General features: G+C 46.5%; 16 protein-coding genes. 10 read left to right on the top strand and 6 right to left on the bottom strand.

All coding sequences use genetic code 11. The annotated features are described in order from the left end of the window. The first annotated feature begins 249 nt into the window (after positions 1-249). From ABIE50_RS20660 to ABIE50_RS20625, 8 genes are all read left to right on the top strand, one after another. Positions 250-2,241 carry a family 43 glycosylhydrolase gene (locus ABIE50_RS20660; protein WP_354028098.1) on the top strand — a complete coding sequence of 664 codons (1,992 nt, stop codon included), beginning with the start codon at positions 250-252 and terminating at the stop codon, positions 2,239-2,241. A gap of 11 nt (positions 2,242-2,252) precedes the next feature. Beyond that, entirely contained in the window at positions 2,253-3,326 is a 1,074-nt protein-coding gene (locus tag ABIE50_RS20655) for a glycoside hydrolase family 43 protein (RefSeq protein WP_209858135.1), read from the top strand. 23 nt (positions 3,327-3,349) lie between these two features. Then, positions 3,350-4,447: an endo-1,4-beta-xylanase gene (locus ABIE50_RS20650; protein ID WP_209858134.1), complete on the top strand. Its 1,098-nt coding sequence runs from the start codon at positions 3,350-3,352 to the stop codon at positions 4,445-4,447. A gap of 394 nt (positions 4,448-4,841) precedes the next feature. After that, positions 4,842-6,281 (top strand): hypothetical protein, encoded by a 1,440-nt coding sequence (locus tag ABIE50_RS20645; protein WP_209858133.1) that lies wholly within the window; start codon positions 4,842-4,844, stop codon positions 6,279-6,281. A 41-nt stretch (positions 6,282-6,322) separates the two neighbouring features. Further along, positions 6,323-10,786: a DUF6443 domain-containing protein gene (locus tag ABIE50_RS20640; RefSeq protein WP_209858132.1), complete on the top strand. Its 4,464-nt coding sequence runs from the start codon at positions 6,323-6,325 to the stop codon at positions 10,784-10,786. Positions 10,787-10,797: 11 nt separating this feature from the next. After that, complete coding sequence (locus tag ABIE50_RS20635) at positions 10,798-11,367, top strand: hypothetical protein (protein WP_209858124.1); 570 nt, start codon at positions 10,798-10,800, stop codon at positions 11,365-11,367. 49 nt (positions 11,368-11,416) lie between these two features. Next, entirely contained in the window at positions 11,417-15,478 is a 4,062-nt protein-coding gene (locus tag ABIE50_RS20630; RefSeq protein WP_209858122.1) for a DUF5977 domain-containing protein, read from the top strand. A gap of 132 nt (positions 15,479-15,610) precedes the next feature. After that, positions 15,611-16,618 carry a phosphotransferase gene (locus ABIE50_RS20625; RefSeq protein WP_209858120.1) on the top strand — a complete coding sequence of 336 codons (1,008 nt, stop codon included), beginning with the start codon at positions 15,611-15,613 and terminating at the stop codon, positions 16,616-16,618. 6 nt (positions 16,619-16,624) lie between these two features. Here the strand turns inward: ABIE50_RS20625 and ABIE50_RS20620 are convergent, their stop codons facing one another. Next, entirely contained in the window at positions 16,625-17,104 is a 480-nt protein-coding gene (locus ABIE50_RS20620) for a VOC family protein (protein ID WP_354028097.1), read from the bottom strand. Positions 17,105-17,187: 83 nt separating this feature from the next. On the opposite strand from ABIE50_RS20620, the gene ABIE50_RS20615 reads away from it, so the two are divergent. Continuing rightward, the gene (locus ABIE50_RS20615) at positions 17,188-17,472 is read left to right on the top strand and encodes a hypothetical protein (protein WP_209858118.1); all 285 of its coding nucleotides are present in this window, start codon (positions 17,188-17,190) and stop codon (positions 17,470-17,472) included. Positions 17,473-17,565: 93 nt separating this feature from the next. Next, the gene (locus ABIE50_RS20610; RefSeq protein ID WP_209858116.1) at positions 17,566-17,922 is read left to right on the top strand and encodes a hypothetical protein; all 357 of its coding nucleotides are present in this window, start codon (positions 17,566-17,568) and stop codon (positions 17,920-17,922) included. 261 nt (positions 17,923-18,183) lie between these two features. Here ABIE50_RS20610 and ABIE50_RS20605 read toward each other — a convergent pair whose 3' ends face one another. From ABIE50_RS20605 to ABIE50_RS20585, 5 genes are all read right to left on the bottom strand, one after another. Continuing rightward, on the bottom strand, positions 18,184-18,696 hold the full coding sequence (locus ABIE50_RS20605; protein WP_209858114.1) for a dihydrofolate reductase family protein: 513 nt from the start codon (positions 18,694-18,696) through the stop codon (positions 18,184-18,186). A 146-nt stretch (positions 18,697-18,842) separates the two neighbouring features. Beyond that, a complete protein-coding gene (locus tag ABIE50_RS20600; RefSeq protein ID WP_209858112.1) occupies positions 18,843-19,340 on the bottom strand; it encodes a YbhB/YbcL family Raf kinase inhibitor-like protein in 498 nt (165 codons plus the stop codon). A gap of 94 nt (positions 19,341-19,434) precedes the next feature. After that, entirely contained in the window at positions 19,435-20,280 is an 846-nt protein-coding gene (locus tag ABIE50_RS20595) for a helix-turn-helix domain-containing protein (RefSeq protein WP_209858110.1), read from the bottom strand. A 29-nt stretch (positions 20,281-20,309) separates the two neighbouring features. After that, on the bottom strand, positions 20,310-22,940 hold the full coding sequence (gene ppsA, locus ABIE50_RS20590; protein ID WP_209858108.1) for a phosphoenolpyruvate synthase: 2,631 nt from the start codon (positions 22,938-22,940) through the stop codon (positions 20,310-20,312). Positions 22,941-23,183: 243 nt separating this feature from the next. Further along, the gene (locus ABIE50_RS20585; protein ID WP_209858107.1) at positions 23,184-24,062 is read right to left on the bottom strand and encodes a sugar phosphate isomerase/epimerase family protein; all 879 of its coding nucleotides are present in this window, start codon (positions 24,060-24,062) and stop codon (positions 23,184-23,186) included. Positions 24,063-24,064: the final 2 nt, after the last annotated feature.

Below are 24,064 nucleotides of genomic sequence, written 5' to 3'. Positions count from 1 at the left end.
CAGACCGTTACAATGCAAATTATTGTCTGAACGACAATTGTGCTATGAATTTCAACAAATGAGCTATCGGCAGAAAAATGGCCCGGGTATTTTTGTTTTACCGTCATCAGCTGCGGGACAGGTGTTGCTATGCGATGATATTAAACGCAGTGACGAAATGTCCAGCATAGACAAAACGACAGCATGCCAAGTAATTCTATAAAGATGTGTAACAATCTATCCACGAAATTTTTGAAAAGATACCTCGTTATGTTCCTTTTGCTGACTGGCACTTCCCTGCGTGCACAGCAGTCGGATAATGAAGACGGCACTTATACCAACCCGGTGATATGGGCTGATTTCCCTGATAATGACGTGATCCGTGTAGGCGATACTTACTATATGGTAACCACCACCATGTATTTTTTCCCCGGGGTGCCGGTGTTGAAATCAAAGGACCTGGTGAACTGGGAGTATGCTTCAAACGCGGTGCAGCAGTTTAAGCAACATCCGTTTTATGATTTAAACGGCGGCAGCCGTTATGGGAAAGGGCAGTGGGCCAGCAGCATCCGTTATCACAACGGGAAATTCCATATCCTTTTCCTTACCCTGGATGAAGGCGGTTTTTTATGTACCGCAGCAAAGGCGGAAGGCCCCTGGGAAATACGAAAGCTGGTAAGACCCTATTATGATGCGGGGCTGTTTTTTGATGACGACGGGCGCATATATATAGCGCATGGTTATTCCAGGATATCAGTGACGGAGGTGGATTCCACCCTTGCGCCCATTGGGAAGGACAGCGTGGTGTTTGACAAAGTGCAAAGGCCGGGCCTGGAGGGAGCACATGTTTACAAGATAAACGGGTACTATTATATTTACGCCACCTATGGAGGCGGCGATGGCTACCAGAGCTGCCTGCGGTCAAAAAATATCTATGGTCCCTATGAAGAAAAGATTGTATTACGGGATGATATGAACCTCCATGGCAAGGGAGTGCACCAGGGAGCATTGGTTGAAACGCAGAAAGGGGAATGGTGGAGCATTATTTTCCAGGACAGGGTAGGCGTAGGGCGGGTGCCTACCCTGCAGCCCGTTCAATGGGTAGATGGTTGGCCTATAGTGGGAAAAGATGGGCGCGCCGTAGTTACCCATACCAAACCCAATACAGGGGTTAGCGCACCGGTGCGTGTGCTGCCTTCCAGTGATGAGTTCAACGACGGCAGGCTGGGAATGCAGTGGGCGTGGAATCATAACCCGAACGACAGCGCATGGTCCCTGGCAGCGCGCAAGGGATATTTACGGTTAACTACCAGCAATATTGCCGCTGATCTTCCCCAGGCAAGAAACTCGTTAACGCAGCGGATATTCGGCCCTTTCTCCGATGCAACCACGGAGCTGGATGTGAGCCGGATGCAGGCAGGAGATATTGCCGGTCTTGCTGTATTGCAGCTTCCTCATGCTTTAGTAGGCGTAAAGGCAGGCGAGCGGTCGAAGTTCATAATAATGAAAAATGCAGGCAAAACCATTGACAGCGTTGCCTTAGGGAAAAGGCAGGTGATCTTTTTAAAAGCGTCGGTAAACACTGTCAGCAACCAGGCTCATTTCTACTATAGCTTTGATAACCGCAGCTTTATTCCCATCGGGGATACGCTGAACATGCAATTCAACCTGAAGATGTTCACCGGGAACAGGTTTACGTTGTTTAACCAGGCCACGCAGAAGACCGGTGGTTATGTTGATTTCAACTGGTTCCGGATGAATACCCGGCAGGGACCGCCCAATCTCTTTAAAGCCTCTTCGTTGGTGCAGGCGGAGATGTATGATGAAATATACCTGGCACGTGTAAAAGCCAGTGCTGATACCAGCCATCCCGGGGAACAGGATATAGGCCATTTAACAGATGGCGCGTGGATCCGGTTTAACCGGGTAGATTTTGAGCATGGCTACAAGTACCTTCTGTTGCGGGTTTCCCCGGGGCAAGGGCATATCGATGTGTATGCAGATAAAGATTCATCGCATCCCTATGTGTCCGTAACGCTGCCTGCTACCTTGTCGAAAGCCTATACCACTATCCGCATACCTGTAAAACAACTAACGGGAACGCACCAACTGACATTTAAGTTCAGGAGCAACGGGGGCGCCATCGCCCGGTTTGAACTGGTTTTCTTTTACCAACGATATGCCCGTTGCGGGGAAAGAGGAGCGCACAGTTGCTGTTACCGGGCAATGACAAGGCATATGGAATCCATTTTATTCATCTAAATAAAAAATATATGCATCAGGGTTATTATAGCAGAATATTGCTCTGCCTCTTTCTTTACATGGCTGCGGGTATCCGGGCAAACGCACAGCAGGCGGCTAACGCAAAAGATACCGGTAAATATGCGTCCCAGCCGCTGGTATCGCATATTTATACTGCCGATCCGTCGGCGCATTATTTTGAAGGTAAAATATATATTTATCCCTCTCACGACACCGCCACAAAAACTGTTGAGAACGATAATGGCGATCACTTCAGGATGGCCGACTACCGTATCCTTTCGATGGATGCTATCGGGGGAAAGGTAACAGATCATGGTGTGGCACTGCGCGTAGAAGACGTACCGTGGGCATCGCAACAGCTGTGGGCGCCTGATGCGGCTTTTTTACAAGGTACTTACTACCTGTACTTTCCCGCTAAAGATAAGCAGGGATTATTCAGGATAGGGGTAGCCACTTCCAGGCGGCCGGAAGGTCCTTTTACAGCAGAGAAAGATCCTTTGGCAGGAAGCTACAGCATTGATCCCTGCGTATTCAGGGATGACGACGGTTCTTTTTACCTGTACTTCGGGGGCATCTGGGGCGGGCAATTACAGCACTGGAACAACAACCGGTACGATGCCGCTGCGAAACTGCGTAACAAAGATGAGCTGGCGATCCTTCCCCGTGTTGCAAAGCTTTCCCCCGGAATGAAAAGCCTGCAAGGCGCACCGGCAGAGGTGAAGATAACAGATAGCAACGGTAAGCTGTTCATGGAAAAAGATAATGACAAACGTTTTTTTGAAGCTGCCTGGATGCATAAGTATAAAGGCAAATATTACTTCTCTTATTCAACCGGTGATACGCATAATATCGCCTATGCCATAGGGGATAGCCCTTACGGGCCTTTTAAGTACCAGGGCGTGATACTGAAACCTGTTGAAGGCTGGACAAATCATCACTCTATTATTGAAATTGGCGGGAAATGGTATTTGTTTTACCATGATACACAGCTGTCGGGCAAAACGCATCTGAGGAATGTGAAGGTAATGGAGATGAAGTATAACAGCGACGGTACTATTCAGCCTTTGAGCGCATTCAGACAATAACTGTTTAATGAAATCATCTTCATATGAAATACACCAGCTATGCTGCTATTGCTTTGATCGTTTTGGCGAGCGTTTGTTGCTTCGCCTATCGTACGCATCCTGCCGTTGCTCCCGGAACGGGGGGATTAAAGGATTATTACAGGAACTATTTTCCTATAGGCGTGGCCGTTTCCGCGCATGCCCTGCAAACAGATGAAGCGGGGTTGCTGATAAGCCAGTTTAATAGTCTTACTCCCGAGAACGCCATGAAAATGGGTGTTATCCACCCGGGCGAACAATGGTATAACTGGAGGGATGCCGATTCCGTGGCCGCCTTTGCCCGCAGAAACGGTATGAAGTTGCGGGGCCATACATTGGTATGGCATAAGCAGGCGCCCGGATGGATCTTTAAAGACAACAACGGGCAGCAGGTAAGTAAAGAAGTATTGCTGCAGCGGTTGAAGGAGCATATTACTACTGTAGTAAAAAGATACAAGGGAATAGTATATGCCTGGGATGTTGTGAATGAGGCGATAAGTGATGATCCCCGTGAATTTTGCCGGAACTCCTTATGGTACCAGATCTGCGGCGAAGAATTTATTGAGAAGGCATTTCAGTGGGCGCATGAGGCCGACCCGGATGCGTTGTTGTTTTATAACGATTACAATGAAATTAACCCGGTAAAGCGGAAGAAAATAATAAAGCTGTTGAATGGGCTTGTGAGCAAAGGCATACCGGTTCATGGGATCGGGTTGCAGGGGCATTGGGCCATCAATGAGCCTAACAGGGAGCAGCTGGAAAATACGTTTAAAGACTTTTTGCCGCTGGGCCTGAAATTACAGATCACTGAATTTGATGTATCCGTTTATCCAAAAGAGCATGAGATGAGAGGACGACAGGCGGGCGACAGTGCAGAGGCTTTTACCCCTGCCAGGGAGCAGCAACAGATCGAACAGTTCAGTATGTGCTTTGAAATTTTCAGGAAGTACAGCAACGCTTTAACCGGTGTAACTTTCTGGAATATATCTGACAGGCATAGCTGGCTTGATAACTTTCCTGTGCGCGGGCGGAAAGACTATCCGCTATTGTTCGATAAAGACCTGCGGCCTAAAAAAGCGTTTTGGTCGGTGGTGCGGTTTTGAGGATCCTGAAAATAACCCGGACAGATTATTGCAAATATGAAAAAATAATATTTTATTTGTACTATTACCAGTGAAATTGTACCGTAGCAAGTGTTATCCCTGATGTTTCCTGGTAATAGTACAAATGTCCCAAGTCTTTATCCGTCGTCTTCTGTAGTTTTTAAATCGGTTTTTATTTGAAGTATGATATCATGAATGAAAAACTATGGAAACCTTTATAATCGTCAATTAAACACTTATAATAGATATATTGTTGACTGATACCTGATTTATACCTGTTGAGAGTGTTGTTTATCCTGTACAATGTGCTGCGTTGCCCTGTAGCGGTTAAAATATGACTATATCCTTTACCAATTATCAACATCCCGTTATGATGATCCGGATAAAATGGTTTTTGATTTTACTGTGGGCACTTCCGGCTTTGGGTCAGAAGACAGATACAACGGCTGCACTTCCGCAGAAAACCCGTCATCATATAAATAAAACAATAGAGGCGCAGCAGGCGCTGTCGGCCAGGTTGAAGCGACAGCAGATTAAGCTGATCACAAAGCTGCGGTCCGTGGAAATCAAAGCCGGCAGCCAGCTGAAAGAAGTGGACAGCATAGCTTCCATGAACTACCTGCAACGTACCAACGAAGTTTATGGGAAATTACTGGAGAAATTCAACCGCGCAGGTAACACCTGTGCAGATGGTGCTGCGGAGCCATATATTCCCCGGCTGGATTCCCTTCAATGCCTGGTGAATTTTTTAGGCGCCGGCTCCGAAGGGAAGGAAAATGTGACCAGGGCATTGAAGAATATTGGGGGATTAAAGAGCGATTGGTTAAGGGGAGAAAGTATAAAAAATTTCCTGGCAGAAAGGGGAATGACGCTGAAGGGTTTACAGGAGCAGTATCCGCAGTTGGGGAGTATTAAAGGTGCTGTGGCAAAGTATTCCAAGGAGCTTGTTTATTACAGGGACCGCCTCAGTAACTGGAAAGAAGAACTGAATAAGCCGGCAAACTGGGAAGCAACGGCATTAAAGGCGCTCAACAAAGTACCGGTGTTCCAAAAGTTCCTGCGGGAAAACAGTCAGCTTGCCTCCCTGTTTGGGATGCAAACCAATACTGCGCCGGATATGGCGGCAATAGCCATGAATGGCATGCAAACACGTGCTACCCTGCAAACGTTATTGCAGGAGCGGCTGGGCCCCGCAGCCGCCAACCTGGAACAGCAGCTCGCCAGCCAGGCAGCAGCCCCGGGTACAGGGTTTACAGATATCAGGAATAAAATCACTTCGCTAAGATCCGCTGGTGAGATAGAAGACGATGCATCTGCCATGCCTTCTACCGGGAAAAACAATCAGCGTACAAAACCTTTTCTCAAACGACTGGAATACGGATTTGATCTGCAAACCGGTAAGCGGAGCGCTTACCAGTTCCCCGCCAGTAACGACCTGGCCCTCTCGCTTGGCTACCGGTTGAACGACCGACTGGTTACAGGGGTAGGCGTTGCCTATAAATTCAGTTTAGGGGAGGCATGGAACAAATTAAACCTCACCCATGATGGTATCGGCCTGCGCAGCTACCTGGATTGGAAGCTTACTGCGGCTGGCAAAGGGAATAATGTATTGTTTGGAAATATCTGGATCAGCGGGGGGCTGGAGCAAAACTACCTGGCCCGTTTTGAAAGCATAGCAGCACTGAGAAACCTGGCCTGGCAAACCTCTGGCCTTGTGGGCGTATCCAAAAAGATCAGGTACAGGAAGAAAACCGCTAAGCTGCAGCTGTTATGGGATTTCCTTCATCCTGCGGGGAACCGTTCTGTTGTATTCCGTTGGGGATACACTTTCTGATATCATTGCTATACCGATTGAAATTAATAAAAGTTGTATTGATGCACTTATTCAAAACATACTCCGGCTTCCTGACCGGATTATTAATGATGATCCTTGCAAATCCTTTGCAGGCGCAAACTCCGGCACCCTATACCATACAGGATGGGAATAGTGTTTATACAGCCACGGCCACTTCTCCGCAAACGAACCCCGCTATCCTGAATACGCTCCCGTTAAGGGATGCCAGGATCAGTACACAGTATATCGACGGACTGGGCCGGCCATTTGAGCTGGTACTGAAGAAAGGCTCCCTTGTTACCGACCCGGCTAACCCGCTGTCTTCCTCTGCTGCAACAGACCTGGTAACTGCCAGAACCTATGATGTATACGGGAGGGAAGTGTATTCTTTTTTGCCTTTTGCTGCTAACAATACAAATGGCAACACCTCCATTTCAGACGGATCTTTCAAAAAGAATCCATATGAACAGCAGGCTGTCTTTTTACAGGCGGCGTATCCCGGCGAAACTTATTTCTATGGTAAAACAAATTTCGAAGCATCGCCCCTGAACCGTGTTTCCGAGGTATACGCACCGGGCAACAGCTGGGTGGGCACAGAATCGACCACGAAGAAAAACACCAGCACCAGATATTTGGTAAATACCGGTACCGATGCCGTGAGGCTATGGACCGTGACCATAGCCGCGACAGGTGGATTAAGCACTTACGCCACTGCGTCTGCATATCCCCCGGGAACATTATTTAAAACCATTCAGGTAAATGAACATGGTAAACAGGTTATTGAATTCAAAGACAAAGAAGGCAAAGTGGTGCTAAAGAAAGTGCAGCTGACTGCATCCGACGCAGGAGCGGGGAGTGGCCATGCAGGGTGGCTGAATACCTACTATATTTATGACGATTTCAAATTGCTGCGATGCGTTATACAACCCAAAGGCGTGGAACAGATCGCATCAAACTGGCTGCTCACTGATGCTACCATATTGGCCGAGCAATGTTTCCGTTATGAATACGATGCAAAGAAACGGCTGATCATAAAAAAAATGCCCGGCGCCGGTGCACAGTACTTAGTATACGATAGCCGCGACAGGTTAGTGCTCAGGCAGGATGCCATACTGGGAAGCGGGAAATGGGAATATTTCCAGTATGATAGCCGCAACCGGCCTGTTGCCACTGGTATATGGACAACAGCTACTACTTTTGCCAGTCATATTACCGCTGCGGCAGCTGTTCCCGGGGCAACCGGCAGCAGCTACCCCGCAGTGGGCGCCTCCGGTCTTGAAGAAATGACCAGCACTTTTTATGATAACTATGATTTCCTCACGGCCACCGCGCATGCAGGGCATGGATTAAATTCAGGTTTCTTTACGGGAGATAACAGTTATTTTTCGGCTGCCAGCAATACCACCTGGCCTTACCCGCAGGCCCTTACTGCCACTACAGGCACGCAGGGAATGATTACAGGAGGAAGGGTAAAGGTGCTCGGCACCAGTACCTGGCTGTATACCGCTACCTACTATGATAAACATGGAAGGACCATACAGCTGCAAAGCCGGAATCTCACCGGCGGGCTCGATGTAGCAACTACCCAGTATTCATTTGCTGGTCAGCCGCTGATCACTGCACAGCGACAGGTAATTGCCGGCGCCGGTGCGCAAACTACCATATTGCTAACCCGCTTTACTTACGATGACCTGAGCAGGCTGGTAAAAACGGAAAAAGCCATCAGCAATACCACGGTAAACAGCGGGACTATGATACCCTACAAAACTGTTTCCGAAACAGCCTATGATGCGCTGGGGCGGGTGAATAGTAAAAAGCTGGGAATAAAGCCTGCTGCATCCACTCCGCTGGAAACGCTGAATTCAACCTATAATATCAGGGGATGGCTGTTAGGCGTGAACAGGAATTTTACTAACCCGGCTATTGCATCAGCGCCCGGAACCAGTAACTGGTTTGGTTTTGATATTGGGTATGATAAACCTGCCAACGCCTCCACCAGGAATTACCTGGCACAACAATTCAACGGTAATATCAGCGGAATTGCCTGGCGCAGCGTTGGGGATGGCGTTACCAGGAAATACGACTTCAGTTATGATGCCCTCAGCCGCCTGATGACAGCCGGTTTTGAACAGCGTAACAGTGATGGGGCCTGGAACAACAGCCTGGTTAATTACACCGTTAAAATGGGAAGTACCGGTGCCGATCCTGCCACTGCCTATGATGCCAACGGGAATATTCTCCGTATGCAGCAATGGGGACTGAAGTTAAATGCCAGCAGCCAGATAGATGACCTGGCTTATACTTATATTGCCGGTACAAACCGCATCCAGGCCGTTACAGATGTGTTTAATGACAATGCCAGCACATTGGGTGATTTTAAATACAACGCATCCACTAAAACGGCTACGGATTTTAGCTACGACGCCAATGGAAATCTTAATACCGATAAAAATAAAGGGATCACCACTGCCATCTCATACAATCATCTGAACCTGCCGGTTGCCATACCGGTAGCAGGAAAAGGAACCATCACTTACACTTATGATGCCTCCGGTGTTAAATGGAAAAAAAATGTGACGGAGGGCAGCACCGTTACCAACACTTATTATATTGGAGGAGCGGTGTATGAGCAGAAGGGAACAGGCCCGCTGGTACTGCAATTCATTGCTCATGAAGAAGGCCGGATCCGTAATGCCATTCCTACCGGTGGAACCGCGCTGGTGTTTGATTATTTCCTGAAAGATCATCTTGGAAATGTACGAATGGTATTAACAGAAGAAGTAAAGCGTATCAATTATCCTATAGCTGGTATGGAAAATGTGACCGATAAAAATAATTTATCTGATCCTAATAACTATATACCCTATTATTCCAATACGGATTATACCGTAACACCTTCTGTACGTGAACTGAAATCAAATACTTCCAATCCGCCTGCAAACGGAACTACCAATCCTAATAACTACTGGACAAAACTGAGCAGCGTAACAGGCGACCGGAAAGTAGGCCCGGGAATATTGTTGAAGGTAATGGCGGGCGACAAGATTGAGCTGCGTTGTGATATGTGGTGGCGGGGATCAGCCACGGGCGCCACACAACAAAGCCCTCTTGCCGATATTTTATCTATCCTTGCCACCAGCATTACCAGTGGGCCGGGAGCAGGTAAAATAAGTTTACCGCAAACAGGTACCAACGGAAGTTTTTTTAATCCGGCGGTAACGGCATTTATGAGCAACAATAACCCTGCGCAAACCACGAAACCAAAAGCATACCTGAACTGGATTTTCCTCAATGAGCAGTTTGCCTATAGCAGTAATAATGGCAGCGGTGCAGAGCCGCTGGGCGCCACCGATACCTATAAAACCTATACCCGGCTGGACGCTAACGGTAATGCCATTCCTGTATTACAGAGCGGGTATGTTTATATTTACACCAGCAATGAAAGTAATATTGCAGCATTTTTTGATAATCTGGCGGTGAATCATATACAGGGCGCATTGATGGAAGAAACGCATTACTACCCGTTTGGGTTGACGATGGCGGGGATATCTTCAAATGCACTAAAAGGGACACAGTACCCGGCGAATAAACTTAAGTTTAACGGGATAGAGCACACTAACGATTTTGGCCTGAACCAGTATGATGCATTTTATAGAAATTATGATCCGCAGCTGGGAAGATGGAGACAGATAGATCCTAAGGCCATTGAAGGCGAAAGCCCATATGTTGCCATGAAGAACGGGCCTGTTTTTAATACCGATTTCCTGGGGGATACCACCGTTTACTATAATATTGCAAACGGGGCTGTACTTGGTACGGTAAACAATGCCGGCGCCACCCAGAATGTGAGAGTAGACGCATTGGCATATATTGCCGCGCAGGGAGCGGCTATGGCAGGGGGAGTGGACTTGTCCAAACAAGCAAACGCCAACAGGTTCGTTTCCACGTTTAATAATGTACTGTCTACCCTGGATTCCAAACTGGGTACAAACCTTATTTCATTTGCCACGGGAGAAACAAAACTGGAATTTGCCGGTCAGGCTAATGCCGCTAATCCTGCGGAAGGAAATGGTAACTTAAACGTTAACCAGGTGTTTGATGACGGAGGGCATCTTACCCTGGCAAGTTACCAGGCAATTGGAGGTCCCTGGGGGAACGGTTCCCCGGAGAATGGAGCATATACGGCGGATAACCTGCAGGACAGGGGGCCGAGGAGCACTAATTACAATGCTGGAATGACAAGGGACGGCGTCGGCTTCAGCCTGAATTTAAACCCGCAGTTCAGTACCCACAGAACTCTGTTAAGGATACACCCGGATGGGGGTGAGCATGTTGGCACGCAGGGATGTATCGGCATACAGGAAAATGCTGCCAGACTGCTTCAGTTTAAAAGTACTATGAGTCAGTATCTTCAGTCGCACGATAACATCAGGGTAAATATAAACATCCTGAATAATCCCAATAACAATGGCAGTGGCCGCAGAACAAGAAGTAACGGGGAATAAAATTTTAAAAGATGAATAAGATACTTATTATAACAATCATCCTGCTTTTATCAACCCGGTATGTCAACGGGCAGCAATCTGTGCGCCTTATACCGGATACGGCGGTTAACGGTATAAGACTGAATGATTACGTTTCCACTGAAAAGGTATTGGGGAAGAATATCTGGAATAAGCTGTTTGAGCAGGGGAAATCCTTACCAAGGATTGAGCTGGTGAATAAATCCAAAACGCAGGCGCTCCGTTTGTTCTTTCAATATGGTGGAAGCAAAAATGCGGTCGATGAATTTGAGATACTGCTTATCGATAGCACTTACAAAGCGCCGAAACAGGTAGTAGTGCTTCCTGCTGAGGTATTTGTCAGTTCCCGTAAAATACGGCTGGGCATTAGCCGGGAAGAGGTGGTGAAGATATTGGGTAATAATTGCAAAACCCATGCTAACGGAAGTACGGAACAACTGACATATGCCATGAATGAAAAGGCAGGCTTTGTAAAGCGATATAATCAATTCGGTTACTACATTAAGTGCATTTTCAGTAAGGGTATATTAGTGAAGTATGCTTTTGGTTTTGACACCGAATAAACTGGAAATGATAACAATTACTGGATACCTATTTAAAAGAATTTACCTTATGCCTGGTTGTCTTAAACTATTCTCCCTTTTTATATGCGGGTTGCTGTATTCCTGCATAGCGTTATCACAAAGCACTGCGTTTGATGAGCTGCGCAAAATTCCGCTTACTTCCCCGGATGTGGCTTCACTCACTAAAGCAGCCGAATTTCCTGTTACGTATTTTAATGGCAGGCCGGAGGTATCTGTGCCTGTTTATACTATCCGTACCGGCGACCTTGAGCTTCCTATCAGTTTGAGCTATAACGGGGGAGGTATCAGGGTGTCTGAAGAGGCCAGCTGGGTAGGCCTTGGATGGGCATTAAATGTAGGAGGGGTTATTTCAAGACAAATAAAAGGAGCTGATGATGACCTGGTAATTTACGACTCATTTACTCAATTTTATCCTGATGCATTGGGCAATACTTACCAGCCGGCGGCCCAGGCGCGGAATTTTATGCTGCAGGGAAACCTGCTGTATAAAGCCAACGGACAAGCTTATACGAATGCAGAACTTTGTCCTTTTTTTTGCAGCGGGCAACTGGATGGGGAGCCGGACCTGTATGTTTACAACTTTGGAAAATACACTGGTAAATTTACCTGGCTGACTACCACCTCGGTGGTGGATATAAGCTGCAATAATATCCAGTTTGCGAAATCAGGAAATGGAATTACAGCCACTGATCCTGAAGGCTACCGGTATGAATTTATGGCGGTGGAAATGTCGGAAACTCCCGCAGGCCCTACAAAAACAGCTTATTATCTCACAAAGGTTACCAGTCCGGCTAATCACGTTCTTACCCTTAAATACAAGACCTTCCGTGAATATGTGTATCCTGCCACCGGTATAGGGCATAGCGCAGATTATATCGGTATCACCGGGGCATTCAGCAACGTGGATTATGTAGCTCAAATGCCCGACCTTACGGAGGAGTATATACAATACGAGGCTGTTTCAATGCAGGGACAAACAGGGCTGCCCAATAACGCCGGCCTGAACAGCACGTTTAGTACGTCTACCATCAGGACACTTTTCCTGGACAGCATTATTTTTGAGAACGGATCGGTGAAATTTATACCCGGCAGCCGGAAAGACTTGTTTGGCGTACGGCTGGATGGGATCACGGTATCTAATAAAGCGGGTACTGCGGTGGCAACCACCACATTCGACTATGATTATTTTACAGCAAGGCCGGGTAATGAATCGTATACCACTCTGAGCACAAGACCGGGAATAAAATTTCCATACGATGAATCTTACCGCCGGAAAAGACTAAAGCTGAAAAGTGTAACAGTAAAAGGAGATGTATATAAATGCTATTATTACGAAGGCGCCGATGGATTTACCTTGCCCTATAAAAGCTCTTTTGAGCAGGATTACTGGGGGTATTATAACGGAGCGGCTTCAAATACCACGCTGGTGCCGGATTTTAAGCGGTATAATTTCCTGGCCGCCGTTCCGCCTATTCTGAGGGGCTGGATAGGCGCTGACCGCGACCCCAGATTTCCGCAGGCGCAGGAAGGCATGCTGAAGAAGATCATGTACCCCACCAAAGGACTGGCGGAGTTTGAATATGCCCTTCATGAGTATAATAATGCACCGGCAGATATTATTGTGAGTTATAACAATGTTGGCGCCCTGAACACTACAACAGGCGTTACTTCTACTATTGTGGACATAGCAGGCAACAGTTATGTGGACATAACCGTTAACCTGTTCTGCAACCAGCCTGCAGATGCCAATCCAACAGGTACGGGCTGGGACTGTTCCTGTGTTTTCCCACCCTGTACTCCCACCAATATACAAAATGCAATGTGGGTAATGATAGAAAGGGTAGACCCGGTTACCGGTGCTGTTAGTCCTACCCAATGGGAGTACGATTTTTCCAAAGATATCGTGAGGAATCAGAGTGGTATTTTTGTATTGACGAACCAGTATTTCACTGCCGGCAGGTATAAATTAACGGCCAATTACCCGGATAATAAGGTGGGTGTGCCAGGTCAGAAAATGGCTTACATCTCCCTTAAAATTCCTGTTACTTCTAATGTTGCACCTCTGGGAAAAGGAGGAGGGCTACGTTTAACTTCCAGCAGCAGATTTGATCCCGTAAGTAAAATCACTTCGAAAAAATTATATACCTATGAGCAGGGCATGATGATGCATTTCCCTACCTACTATAGTTTTTTAAAGAATAAGCAGGAAGAAGTACTGCCATCGAATGCTGTGGTAATAGATGAATATATTACACACACGCTTTATGCTAATCCCCGCCAGCCATATACGTTTTCAGCAAATGGAAGTCATGTTGGCTATGGTAAGGTGAAAGAGTATTTTACCGGGGAGGCGTTGGGAAGAACAGAATATTTGTACAACGTGGTGCCGGATAAATACCCACAGCTGTCGGGGTTGGACGTAATTCCCGGAACGCCTGCCATTCCAAGCCTGGAAAACGGGTTCCTGAAAACGGTTAACTACTACGATAACACCAGCAGGCTGGTTAAATCGATCACCAATACACCTGTGGTGAAGAAGGGACAATCTTTCTGGGCCTTTAAGCTACGCAGGCAGCTGCAGCCGATATCGGCTGTTGGCCCTTCCAACATGGGCCTGTTCCTGCATATGTCGTATTATCCCATCCAGGTTGGAAAGTTGCTGACGGCCAGCAGCACGGAAACGTTGTATGATAATGTTAACACGATTAATATTTCTTCTGCAAAGACCTTTGAATACAATGACCGCGCCTTTATTCAATCGGAACAGCTAACCCGCAGTGATGGGCTACCGCTTGTTAAACACTACCGTTATCCGGGCGATTTTACGGCTACCACCGGTTGGATGGGGGAGATGAAAACACGGAATATGATCAGTATACCTGTTGAAGAAGTTACGCAGGTGAATGGTAAGCTTGTGGAAGGGAACTACAAAACCTACCTGCTGCACGATAATATTTTAACCCCGAGCCAGGTATATACCGCGGAAACCTCCAACCCCGCTACGGTAGCTTTTATTGCGCCTTCCGGAACATTGCCGGCTGAGTATAAGCTTGCCGGCCAGCTGGACTATGATGCCAGGGGCAATCTCAATTATTCCAAAGCAAATAACAATATAAGCATAGGCTATAAATGGGGCTATGATAAAATGTACCCGATAGCAGAATGTAAAAATGCTACTCCTTCCGAGTTTTACTTTGAGGATTTTGAAGGGAATGGTTCACTGGTATCTAATACTACCAGTGCGCACACGGGAAAAGGCGGTTATAACGGGTCTGTTGCGCTTGCCAGCCAGTTTGCCGCTAATACCGGTGGCCGGACTTACCGGCTCTCTTACTTTAAGCTGAATGGAACTACCTGGGAGCATAACGACCAGGCATATACGGGGCAAACAATAACAGGCGTAATAGATGACATCCGGATCTATCCGCAGGATGGGGAAATTACTACGTATACCTATATACCACTGGTGGGAATCAGCAGTATTACCACTCCCTCCGGTAATACATCCTTTTACAATTACGACGCGTATAACAGGCTTTCGGCGATCCGCAACCAGGATGGTTATGTGATGAAGGCCTTTAATTATGTTTATTCCGCTACGCTGGGACAGGATAATTCCACTACCTATCCCAATGTGGCTATTACACAGAACTTTTATAAGCAATGTACCACCGGCGAAGGCTCGCTGGTGCCTTATACAGTGCCGGCAGGAAAGTATACCGCCGGGTCTCCGGAGGAAGCGAATGCGCTGGCCCAGGCGGAGATAGACCAGCAGGGGCAGGCAAATGCCAATACCAATGGAACATGTAACGTAGGACTGGCAATTACCAGTATCGTAAATGGGCCGGGAACTTCATTTACGGTTAACTTTACCTGTCCGCCGGGTATCAACAATTTTATTAATCTTTTCGCCAAAGATCCAGTTACCGGAAGGCCCTACAACGACAGGCCGTTTGTTGTTCCGCTGGGCTCTACCAGTTTCACAGGCGACATTACAAAAGGCAGGGCCTGGGTATTTTCCATTACCGCGGGAGGAACCAGTTATCCTTCGCCGATCAGCTCCGCCAATGTTAGTTTTACTTTCCCCTGATGACGAAAAAATATACAGGGCCGCCGTGATACACCATGGCGGCCCTGTATATTTATTTAGTATACAAGCTATATATTTGCCGGATATTGTGCTGCCGGAAATCAGGAGGCACAATTGTTTTAATCGTCAGCTATGTCATTATTATATTCTTCCGCTATACCAACTGAAAGGGTAGCAACTATAGAAGCTGCATTGGTAAAAGTTTTTAATACTACTGATGTTACCGGTATTTCCTTACTCGCAGGCGGCCTGTCTGGTTCTGCTGTTTATAAAATTACGCTGGGTGGCCGGCACTATGTGTTAAAGCTGGGTGCAGCCAATGATACCTCTGCATTTCCTGGTAGCCTGGCGCTGGCATCAGCTGCCGGTATTGCGCCTTCACTGAAATATGAAGATAAACTGCAGGGTATCGTGATCAGTGACTTTATAGATAACAAACCGGTGCGTGGTATTTTTGCCCCGGATAAATTGGCGGGTGAACTGGGACATGCTATTAAAACAGTGCATGCAATACCTTGTAACGGAGAAGGGAAAGATCTGTTTGAAACCGTGGACGGGATGATTGAGCAGTTCAGAAATGCTAAGATACTTTCCGGGCCGTTATTCGACGAGTGTTTCCAGTACTATGGAACCATAAAGAACAGGTATCCCCGGGTCGCATCCGATAAGGTGTTTAGCCACAACGATCTTAATCCAAGCAACATTTTATGCGATGGGGAAAGAATATGGATCATTGACTGGGATGTAGCTTATTTAAATGACCGGTATGTGGACCTGGCCAATGCCGCTAATTTTTTTGTACAAACAGAAGAACAGGAGAGCACATTGCTGAATGCGTATTTTGACCATGTTGTTGATGATCAGAAAATGGCGCGCTTTTATGTGATGCGCCAGGTTTGCAGGATCATTTATTCACTGCTGATGTTCCAGCTTGCCATGCGGCATAAGCCAGCCGGGTATCAGCACGACCAGGTGATGGAAGGCAACGATTTAAGGGCGTTTGGCAGTTTAATGGCTCTTGGTAAATTATCGCTGGCAGAGTATGAAGGGCAGTTGATGTATGGAAAAGCCTTGTTTAATGAAGCTGTTCACCAGATGCGTACACCGCGTTTTGCGGACTCGCTGGCACAGTTCGAGTAGCCGGCGCTACCCGGCTGGCTCCCACAATTCAATTTTGTTGCCTTCCATGTCCATGATATGAACAAATTTACCGTAGTCATAGGTTTCAATTTTGTCGACAATGGTGACGCCTTCTTTTTTAAGTTCCTCCACCAGTTGCTCGAGGTTCTCTACCCTGTAGTTGATCATGAAGTCTTTGGCAGAAGGAGCAAAGTATTTTGTTGTTTCCTCGAAAGGGCTCCATTGTGTTGATGCTTTCTTTGTGCTGTCTGTGTCTTCATACCATTCAAAAGTGGCTCCATACTCATTGGTATTCAGACCAAGATGTTTCTGGTACCACTCTTTCATTTTGTTGGGATCTTTACATTTGAAAAAAATGCCGCCTATGCCTGTTACTTTTTTCATTTTTGTAGCTGTTTTGTTGGGTGGTGTTATGATGGTATTAAATGTGAAACCAGCGCAAAATGCCGCAGCTGTTACCAGGGTAATTAAGGTCGCTTTTTTCATGGTTCCTGTAAATTAGGTATATTTTTGCTTATTGGCAAGCGGTGGGATACCAGATGCAACTATAACTAATTCATATATCCGTCATGAATAAAGCAGAGCAATTATTTATGGTCAAGGCTTTAAAACGAGGTGGACAATATCTCTATCCAAAAGAAATTGCCTTTGAGTTGGTAAAAGAGTGCGAAAAAGAGAAGATCCGTCTGTTAGGGATAGACGGATTTTTGATTACAGATAAAAGCATTCAACCCAACATGAGTTATAGTGTAGATTTTTCATCTTCACTCTTTGAGGGTAACGTATACAATAAAGCAATAGATCTTTTAGAAGAAAGTCCTGATAATTTATTTTTTGAGATAATATGCGAGTAAGGATGCTTGCCATGATTTTGTGACTATTATAACTAACAGAATTGAAATAAACAGAAACCGTCCCCTGAGAGATGAAATTTTACATTCTTTATATTGAATTCCCTTTTAACGGCCTGGGTAATTTTATTACTCTTTAGTGTGTCTGCCGGATTTGCAAATGCTATTCCTGTAGTAGCACTGACAGGTGCGTTTCTTCTATCGGGAATTGCTACACCAGTCTTACTTTATAAAAGCCGTATAGGCTTAATGCTTGGCGTTATTTTGCTGACAGTAATACTGCCTTATTCTATTGGGTTGGCTATATCGGGGTTGGAGGATGGATTGATTAACTTAGGGGTTATCTTCTCTCTTTTGCCAGCGTTGCTTGCAATATTTACCTTATACCTATCAGCCAAACAACTCTTTTTCAAAAAGAAATTACTTATCTATGCCAATAAGCCCGTTCATTAAACTTATTTTGGCTGCAATTCCAATAGAGATAATCATATTGTATTTTATACATTATGGGAGGGAGCGGTTTTAAGAAGGTGTACTAATGCATCGAAAATCTTTAGCGCAAGCCAAGCGCCTTCTATCCGCCGGTGATAAGATCTTTATGGCCAAATGAATTTTCCTTCATGAAAAGGAAATCAGATTTTTTATGTTTTAGCAGATATGAATTATCTTAGACCGTTGCTGAACGGAATGCTCCTAAAGATATATAAACTCGCGCTACATCCTCACCTCATAACGTAACTCCACACTATTCTCATTCAATTTCTTCATCTCCAGCAATGCCAGCTTATACTCCGCATCAACATCCTCCATTAAAGGCAGTCCTTTGCCAAACAGCACAGGTTCCACTACCAGGATAAGCTCATTCACCAGTCCGGCTTTTATAAAGGCGCTTACCGTTTGTGTGCCTCCAATGATCACTGCTTCGGTATGGCCTTTAGCGCTGAGTTGTGCAACAATTGCCTGGGGGCTGTCGCTGGTAAACACTACATTGGGTTGGGCTGGTGTGGCCTTGGTATCATGTGTAAGTACTACCAGCGAACCTTCCTTGAGGGGCAGGTAATTTGGTGCGAGGATATTGTAGGTTGTTTTCCCCATGATTACGGCCTGTGTACGTTCACAGATAGCCATAAATCCCTGGCCATATTCCGGCGATAACCAATCAGGTACGTTCCTGTTATTGCTGATCATTCCATTGGCAGAAGCAGCGAGGTAGATAGTGATTTTCATCTTATTTAGTATTTCTGTTACAATACAAAAATACTTTGACCGGGTAATTTTGAGACGCCCTGTAAGCGACAATCTCAGGGCCATTTGCGACATGGCCAATATTATGCCCCGGCATGTATAAAACACCGGGGCATATCATTCACATGCTATTGTTTTTGCCCGTAAACAACCAGCGAAGCTTTTGCCAGTGTTACAAAGTGCATGTTAAAGCCCACGTAAGGCGGCGTAGCGTTTTTATCCAGTTCCAGCTTTTTGCTGAGCGCATGTACCGTGATCAGGTAACGGTGTGCCGGGCCCTCATTGGGGGCTGCGCCAATATAACCCGGCATGCCGGCATCCGTATTGCTTTGTATGGCTCCTTCCGGAAGCAGGTGATTGCCGGGATCGCCGGCCCCGGCGGCCAGTTCACGGATGTTTGACGGGATGTTGAAAACTACCCAGTGCCAGAAACCGCTGCCGGTGGGTGCATCCAGGTCGTAAATTGTTACCGCAAAGCTTTGCGTTGCTGCAGGGGCATTTTCCCAATATAGCTGGGGCGATTTGTTCTCCCCGTTAAAGCCCATCCCATTTGCATATTGCCTATTGGTGAGCTGACCGCCAAGCTCATTGCTTTTCAGTGTAAATGTGCCGTTTTCTGTTGTCATAATCTTTTCTGTTTTGTTTGAATTGTTATTCAAAGGTAGATGCAAAGACCGGCGGCAAAGGATGGGCAACCGTTCAGAAAGTGTGGCTAAACGTTCAATTTGATAACTGGTACTGTTTTGGCGTAACGCCGTAGATCTGCTTAAAGGACTGTACAAAACTGGAGAGGTTTTCATAGCCAAGCTCATAATAGATCTCGTTTGCTTTACGGTCGTTCTGCCGCAGCATTTTAGCAGCTCTTTCCATTCTCCTTTCCAGAAGCCACCTGTTAGGGCTATTACCATAAATACGGGCAAACCGCCGTTTAAAAGTAGAGAGGCTCATGTTACACAGGAAGGCCAGTTCTTCAACGGTGATATTACTGTTTATATGTGATGTAACTGCCTGGCGAACCACCAGGTCGTCGCTGGCAGCAGCGCTCATGTTCCTGATCTGCTGTATCTGCCCCGGGTACTGCACCGCAAGATATAAGAACAGTTCTTCCAGTTTCACCTTTTGCAGGTCCTGGTAAATGGGTTTATCGCTGTTCAGCATGTAGTCGAGTGAACTGGTGAAATTTACGAGAAACTCATCTTTCTCCAGCAGCAGGAAAGGGCGATCATCCGGTTGCCTGGCGGGTTCGCCGGTCAGTGCAGCATGACGGGTAAAGAAATCAGCCAGCAGTTTACTGTCGAAGAAAAAAAGGATACTATGATAATCCGCATTTTCTGCAGGGATCTTTTCACTCATGAGGCAGTTCCCGGCGGCCAGCATTACGAACTGGTGAGGCTTTACAGTAACCTGTGTGCCCGCAAAATGAACTGTTTTCTCACCGTTCAGCAAAAAGGTGAACAGGTTTTGCTGCAGCATAATTCTTGCCCTTGCAGGAGGGGTGGTAGCGCGGTAGCGAATAATAGAAGTAGACCCGTTGTCAGCAGCGGGGGCTATGGCATATCCGTTCATAAGTGATGATACAGTAAAACGATGTAAAGTTAGCTAATTCCGGGTGTAAGTATTTCTATATATCCATCTGTTCCATTTACCCGGATCCTTTGCCCGTCTTTTATCAGCCTGGTGGCATTTTCTACTCCCACAACGGCCGGCAGGCCATATTCGCGCGCAATAACGGCTCCGTGGGTCATCAGTCCGCCCACTTCGGTGACCAGGCCTTTAATGGCAACAAACAAAGGCGTCCAGCTGGGATCTGTAAAGGTGGTCACTAATATATCGCCGTCTTCCAGGGCTGCATCTTCCATACTTAAAATAACACGTGCGCGGCCTTCTGTTACACCGGAAGAAACAGGCAGCCCTGCGATAGCCCCTGCCGGGAGGTGCTCCCGGCTATAGGCACCCGTAACAATTTCCCCGTCGGACGTGATCACGCGGGGCGGAGTTAGTTTTTCATATTGCTGATAGTCTTCTTTCCGCCGACGGATAAGCTGGTAATCCAGTTGATGGGTACGTACTACTTCCCGGAGCTCTTCAAAAGTAAGATAGTAGATATCTTCCTGTTCATGAATAACGTTGGCTTTTACCAGTTGTGCCGCTTCTTTCAGCAATGCCTGTTTGTAAACATAATAGCGGCTGATCTTGCCATATTTTGGATATTCGCGGTAACCGATGAAGTTCCGGATATAGCTGATCAGTTGTTTGGCTTCTTCCGCTTTTTGTTCTCCATCCGGCAATTGTTTTAACCTGGCCAACAGTTCCTGTTCTTTAGCCAGGGCTTCCTGTTTCCCTTGCTCAAATTTCCGCCGGCTGGCGTTAGGCTCAAAGTTTTTGATATTGCCAAGGATCAGGGGGATCAGGGTTGCCGGCTTTTCGCTCCAGCGGGTTTTGGTGATATCAATTTCCCCGCTGCATCGCATCCCGTATTTGTTAAGATAACTGATGATCGCTTCACGGACATCTTCCCCTCCCTCAAATTGTACCAGCTCTTCCAGGAAAGGCTCGTCTTTCACCTGTTGCAGGTATTCAATGATAGCGGGATAGGGGCGGATCACATCCGCAACATCCAGCAATGCCAGGCCCATTTCCGAAGTAACATTGTTATCTACAGATTGGGAAAGGATGTCGGCCACATTCTTTTCGCCCAGCCATGCGTATATTTTTTCGTTGATCCATGTGTAGGCATCCATCGCGGTAAGGAATACCGCAGAGCTTCGTGGGTCAAACAGGATCTTCTTTAATTCCTGGATATCTTCCAGGATAAAATCGAGCAGTGCTGATCCGGACTTTGATTGAATATTTTGTTTTAATGCTTCTATGGAGGCCTGGGAGTTTTTAATCAATTCGGTAACAATAGCAGGGTTGTTTTCAATCCGGGGCTGAAAGTCAGGTGTAGCGTCGTATCTGCTGAGCTGAGCGGAAGCAGGTGCGTCTTTATCATCCGTGGTTAATTTAATAAAGTCTTTCCGTGCTGTTATATTCTGAAGCGCACTTCTCACAAGCTGGTCGGATTTTCCCAGCACATCGATCATTATTCTCCTGCCGGCCGGGGAGGCAAGGTGATGGGTAACGTCCACAAACAGCCTGCCGGCGGCCACATGCATTGAGGCGGGTACTACCAGCAGGAAAAAGGATAGTCCCAGCGGCTTCATGGCGTCTGTCATCATCTGGTTATGCCCCACGGAGATGTATACACGATTTTCCTGGTCGCCCGACTCAGGGACAGGAAATAAAGTGGTGATAGGCCGGCTCTGCACAATATAAAATATATCATCTGCCAGGCACCATTCAATATCCTGCGGAGCGCCGAAATGCGCCTCTATCTTTCTGCCCAGCTGTTCCAGTTCCAGGATCTGCTCATCTGTAAGTGTTTGTTGCTGCTGTAATGAGGGGTCAACCGGGTGTGCGGCTGTGCCGCCCTCTTTTAACGGCTCAACCATCAGCTTCTTTGCAGCGATGGTTTTACCGGTTATTTTACCGTTATGTACCTTATAGTTGTCGGCGCTCACCATGCCGGAAACCAGGGCTTCACCCAGCCCGAAGCTGGCATCTATGGATACCACTTTCCGGTTGGAGGTGAGGGGATCTGCCGTGAACAGGATACCTGATACCTGCGGGAACACCATTTTCTGAATGATCACAGACAGGTATACCTTATGGTGATCAAAGCCATTCCTGAGCCGGTAAATAACGGCCCTTTCCGTAAACAGGGAGGCCCAGCACCTGCGGATGTGCCGCAGGATGGCTTTTTTCCCGCTAATATTGAGATAAGTATCCTGCTGACCTGCAAAAGAGGCTGTTGGCAGGTCTTCCGCGGTAGCGCTGGAGCGCACCGCATAGGCATTCTGCTCTCCGAACTTTGTGAGATACTCCTCCAATGCCTCAGTGATATCTGCAGGAATGGGTATGTTTTCAATGATGTTGCGGATCTTTGCGCTGATGCCGCTGATCTGTTCCCGCTCCTCCGCTTTAAGGGGAGCCAGCTCACCGAGCAGGCTGTTGAGCTCCGGGTTATTCCCGGTTACAGCTTTATATGCATCTGTAGTGACGCAAAATCCCTCCGGTACCTGTATCCCGCTGATCTTTGACAGCTCGCCCAGGTTAGCGCCCTTGCCGCCCGCAGCCATAAATTCTGATCTGTCTATTTCCCTGAAAGAAAGTAAATAGGTGTGCATAGTAATGGGTTTTATAGATGAGCAGCGCCAAAAATACGAGGTGTCATCCTCGAAAACATCGTTTTTAAACTATATTTTTTTCGCACAATAATGATAATAGCAGGGGCGTTTTCTTACAAAATGGCGGTGTTTTATAGCGCTTTCGTACCGGGAATATCAATAGTATTGCTATCGCCTTAAATGTCCGGCAAAGCATTTAAAAGGGTTACCAACAACGGCTGGAATCACATAAACTTATTATTGTTATTTAAACAGGGTGTTTTTAACATAAGCAGCGCTCCTGGCTACACAGCTTAGCGCATCGGGCTTAAAATTACCTCCTTGTTCTACAAATATGTGTTTTACTCCTGATAATTTGGCATCCGGCATAATAGTTTTAAAATCAATTGAGCCTTCCCCCATTACCTCGTAGTCGCGGTTAACTTTGTCCATATCCTTTAAATGCCACGACACAAAACGTCCTGGTTGCTTTAAAAACCATTCATGTGGTTTAAGTTTGGAGGCATAAGCTATCCAATACAGATCTATTTGCAGTTTTACCAATGAAGCATCTGTTTCATTAAGAATGATATCGTATCCTATCTGCCCATTCTGTTCTGTAAATTCAAAATTATGATTATGGTAAGCGAGCTGCAGGCCTCCTTTTTTTATTTGCTCACCAATTTTGTTCAGGGTTGCTGCAACCAATTTGAATTTCTCTATGCTTCGCAAAGAAGGATCCAGCCAGGGCCATACAATGTAATCCTGTTTTAATGCATGCGCTCCTTCTATACAATCATCTACATATCTTTTCATGTCGTCTTCAGTGGCATTGTTTAATAGATATTTATCGAGGTCATAATGCCCGGAAGATGTTGTAAGATCATTATCGTCAAGGATTTGTTTGGCTGTTTTGGGATCGAAGCCCCAATAATGCTTATTAAAGCCGTAGGTTTCCACCTCTTCATAACCATAACCTGCTATTTGCTTCATCGCGGCTCTTACATCTTTCTCTATTGCATCACGAATGGTATAAAGCTGTAGGCCCAGTTTATATTTTGTATTAAAAAATGATGGGGGGTTTATCCATGCAGCCGAGGTTATCAATCCTGCCTGTTTTAAGAAGGTTCTTCGTGTGCTCATTG

Source organism: Chitinophaga sp. OAE865 (assembly GCF_040546735.1).
In the GTDB taxonomy this organism is placed as follows: domain Bacteria; phylum Bacteroidota; class Bacteroidia; order Chitinophagales; family Chitinophagaceae; genus Chitinophaga; species Chitinophaga polysaccharea_A.
Note: the sequence above shows the minus strand (reverse complement) of the source record. Positions and strands in the feature narration are given on the sequence as shown.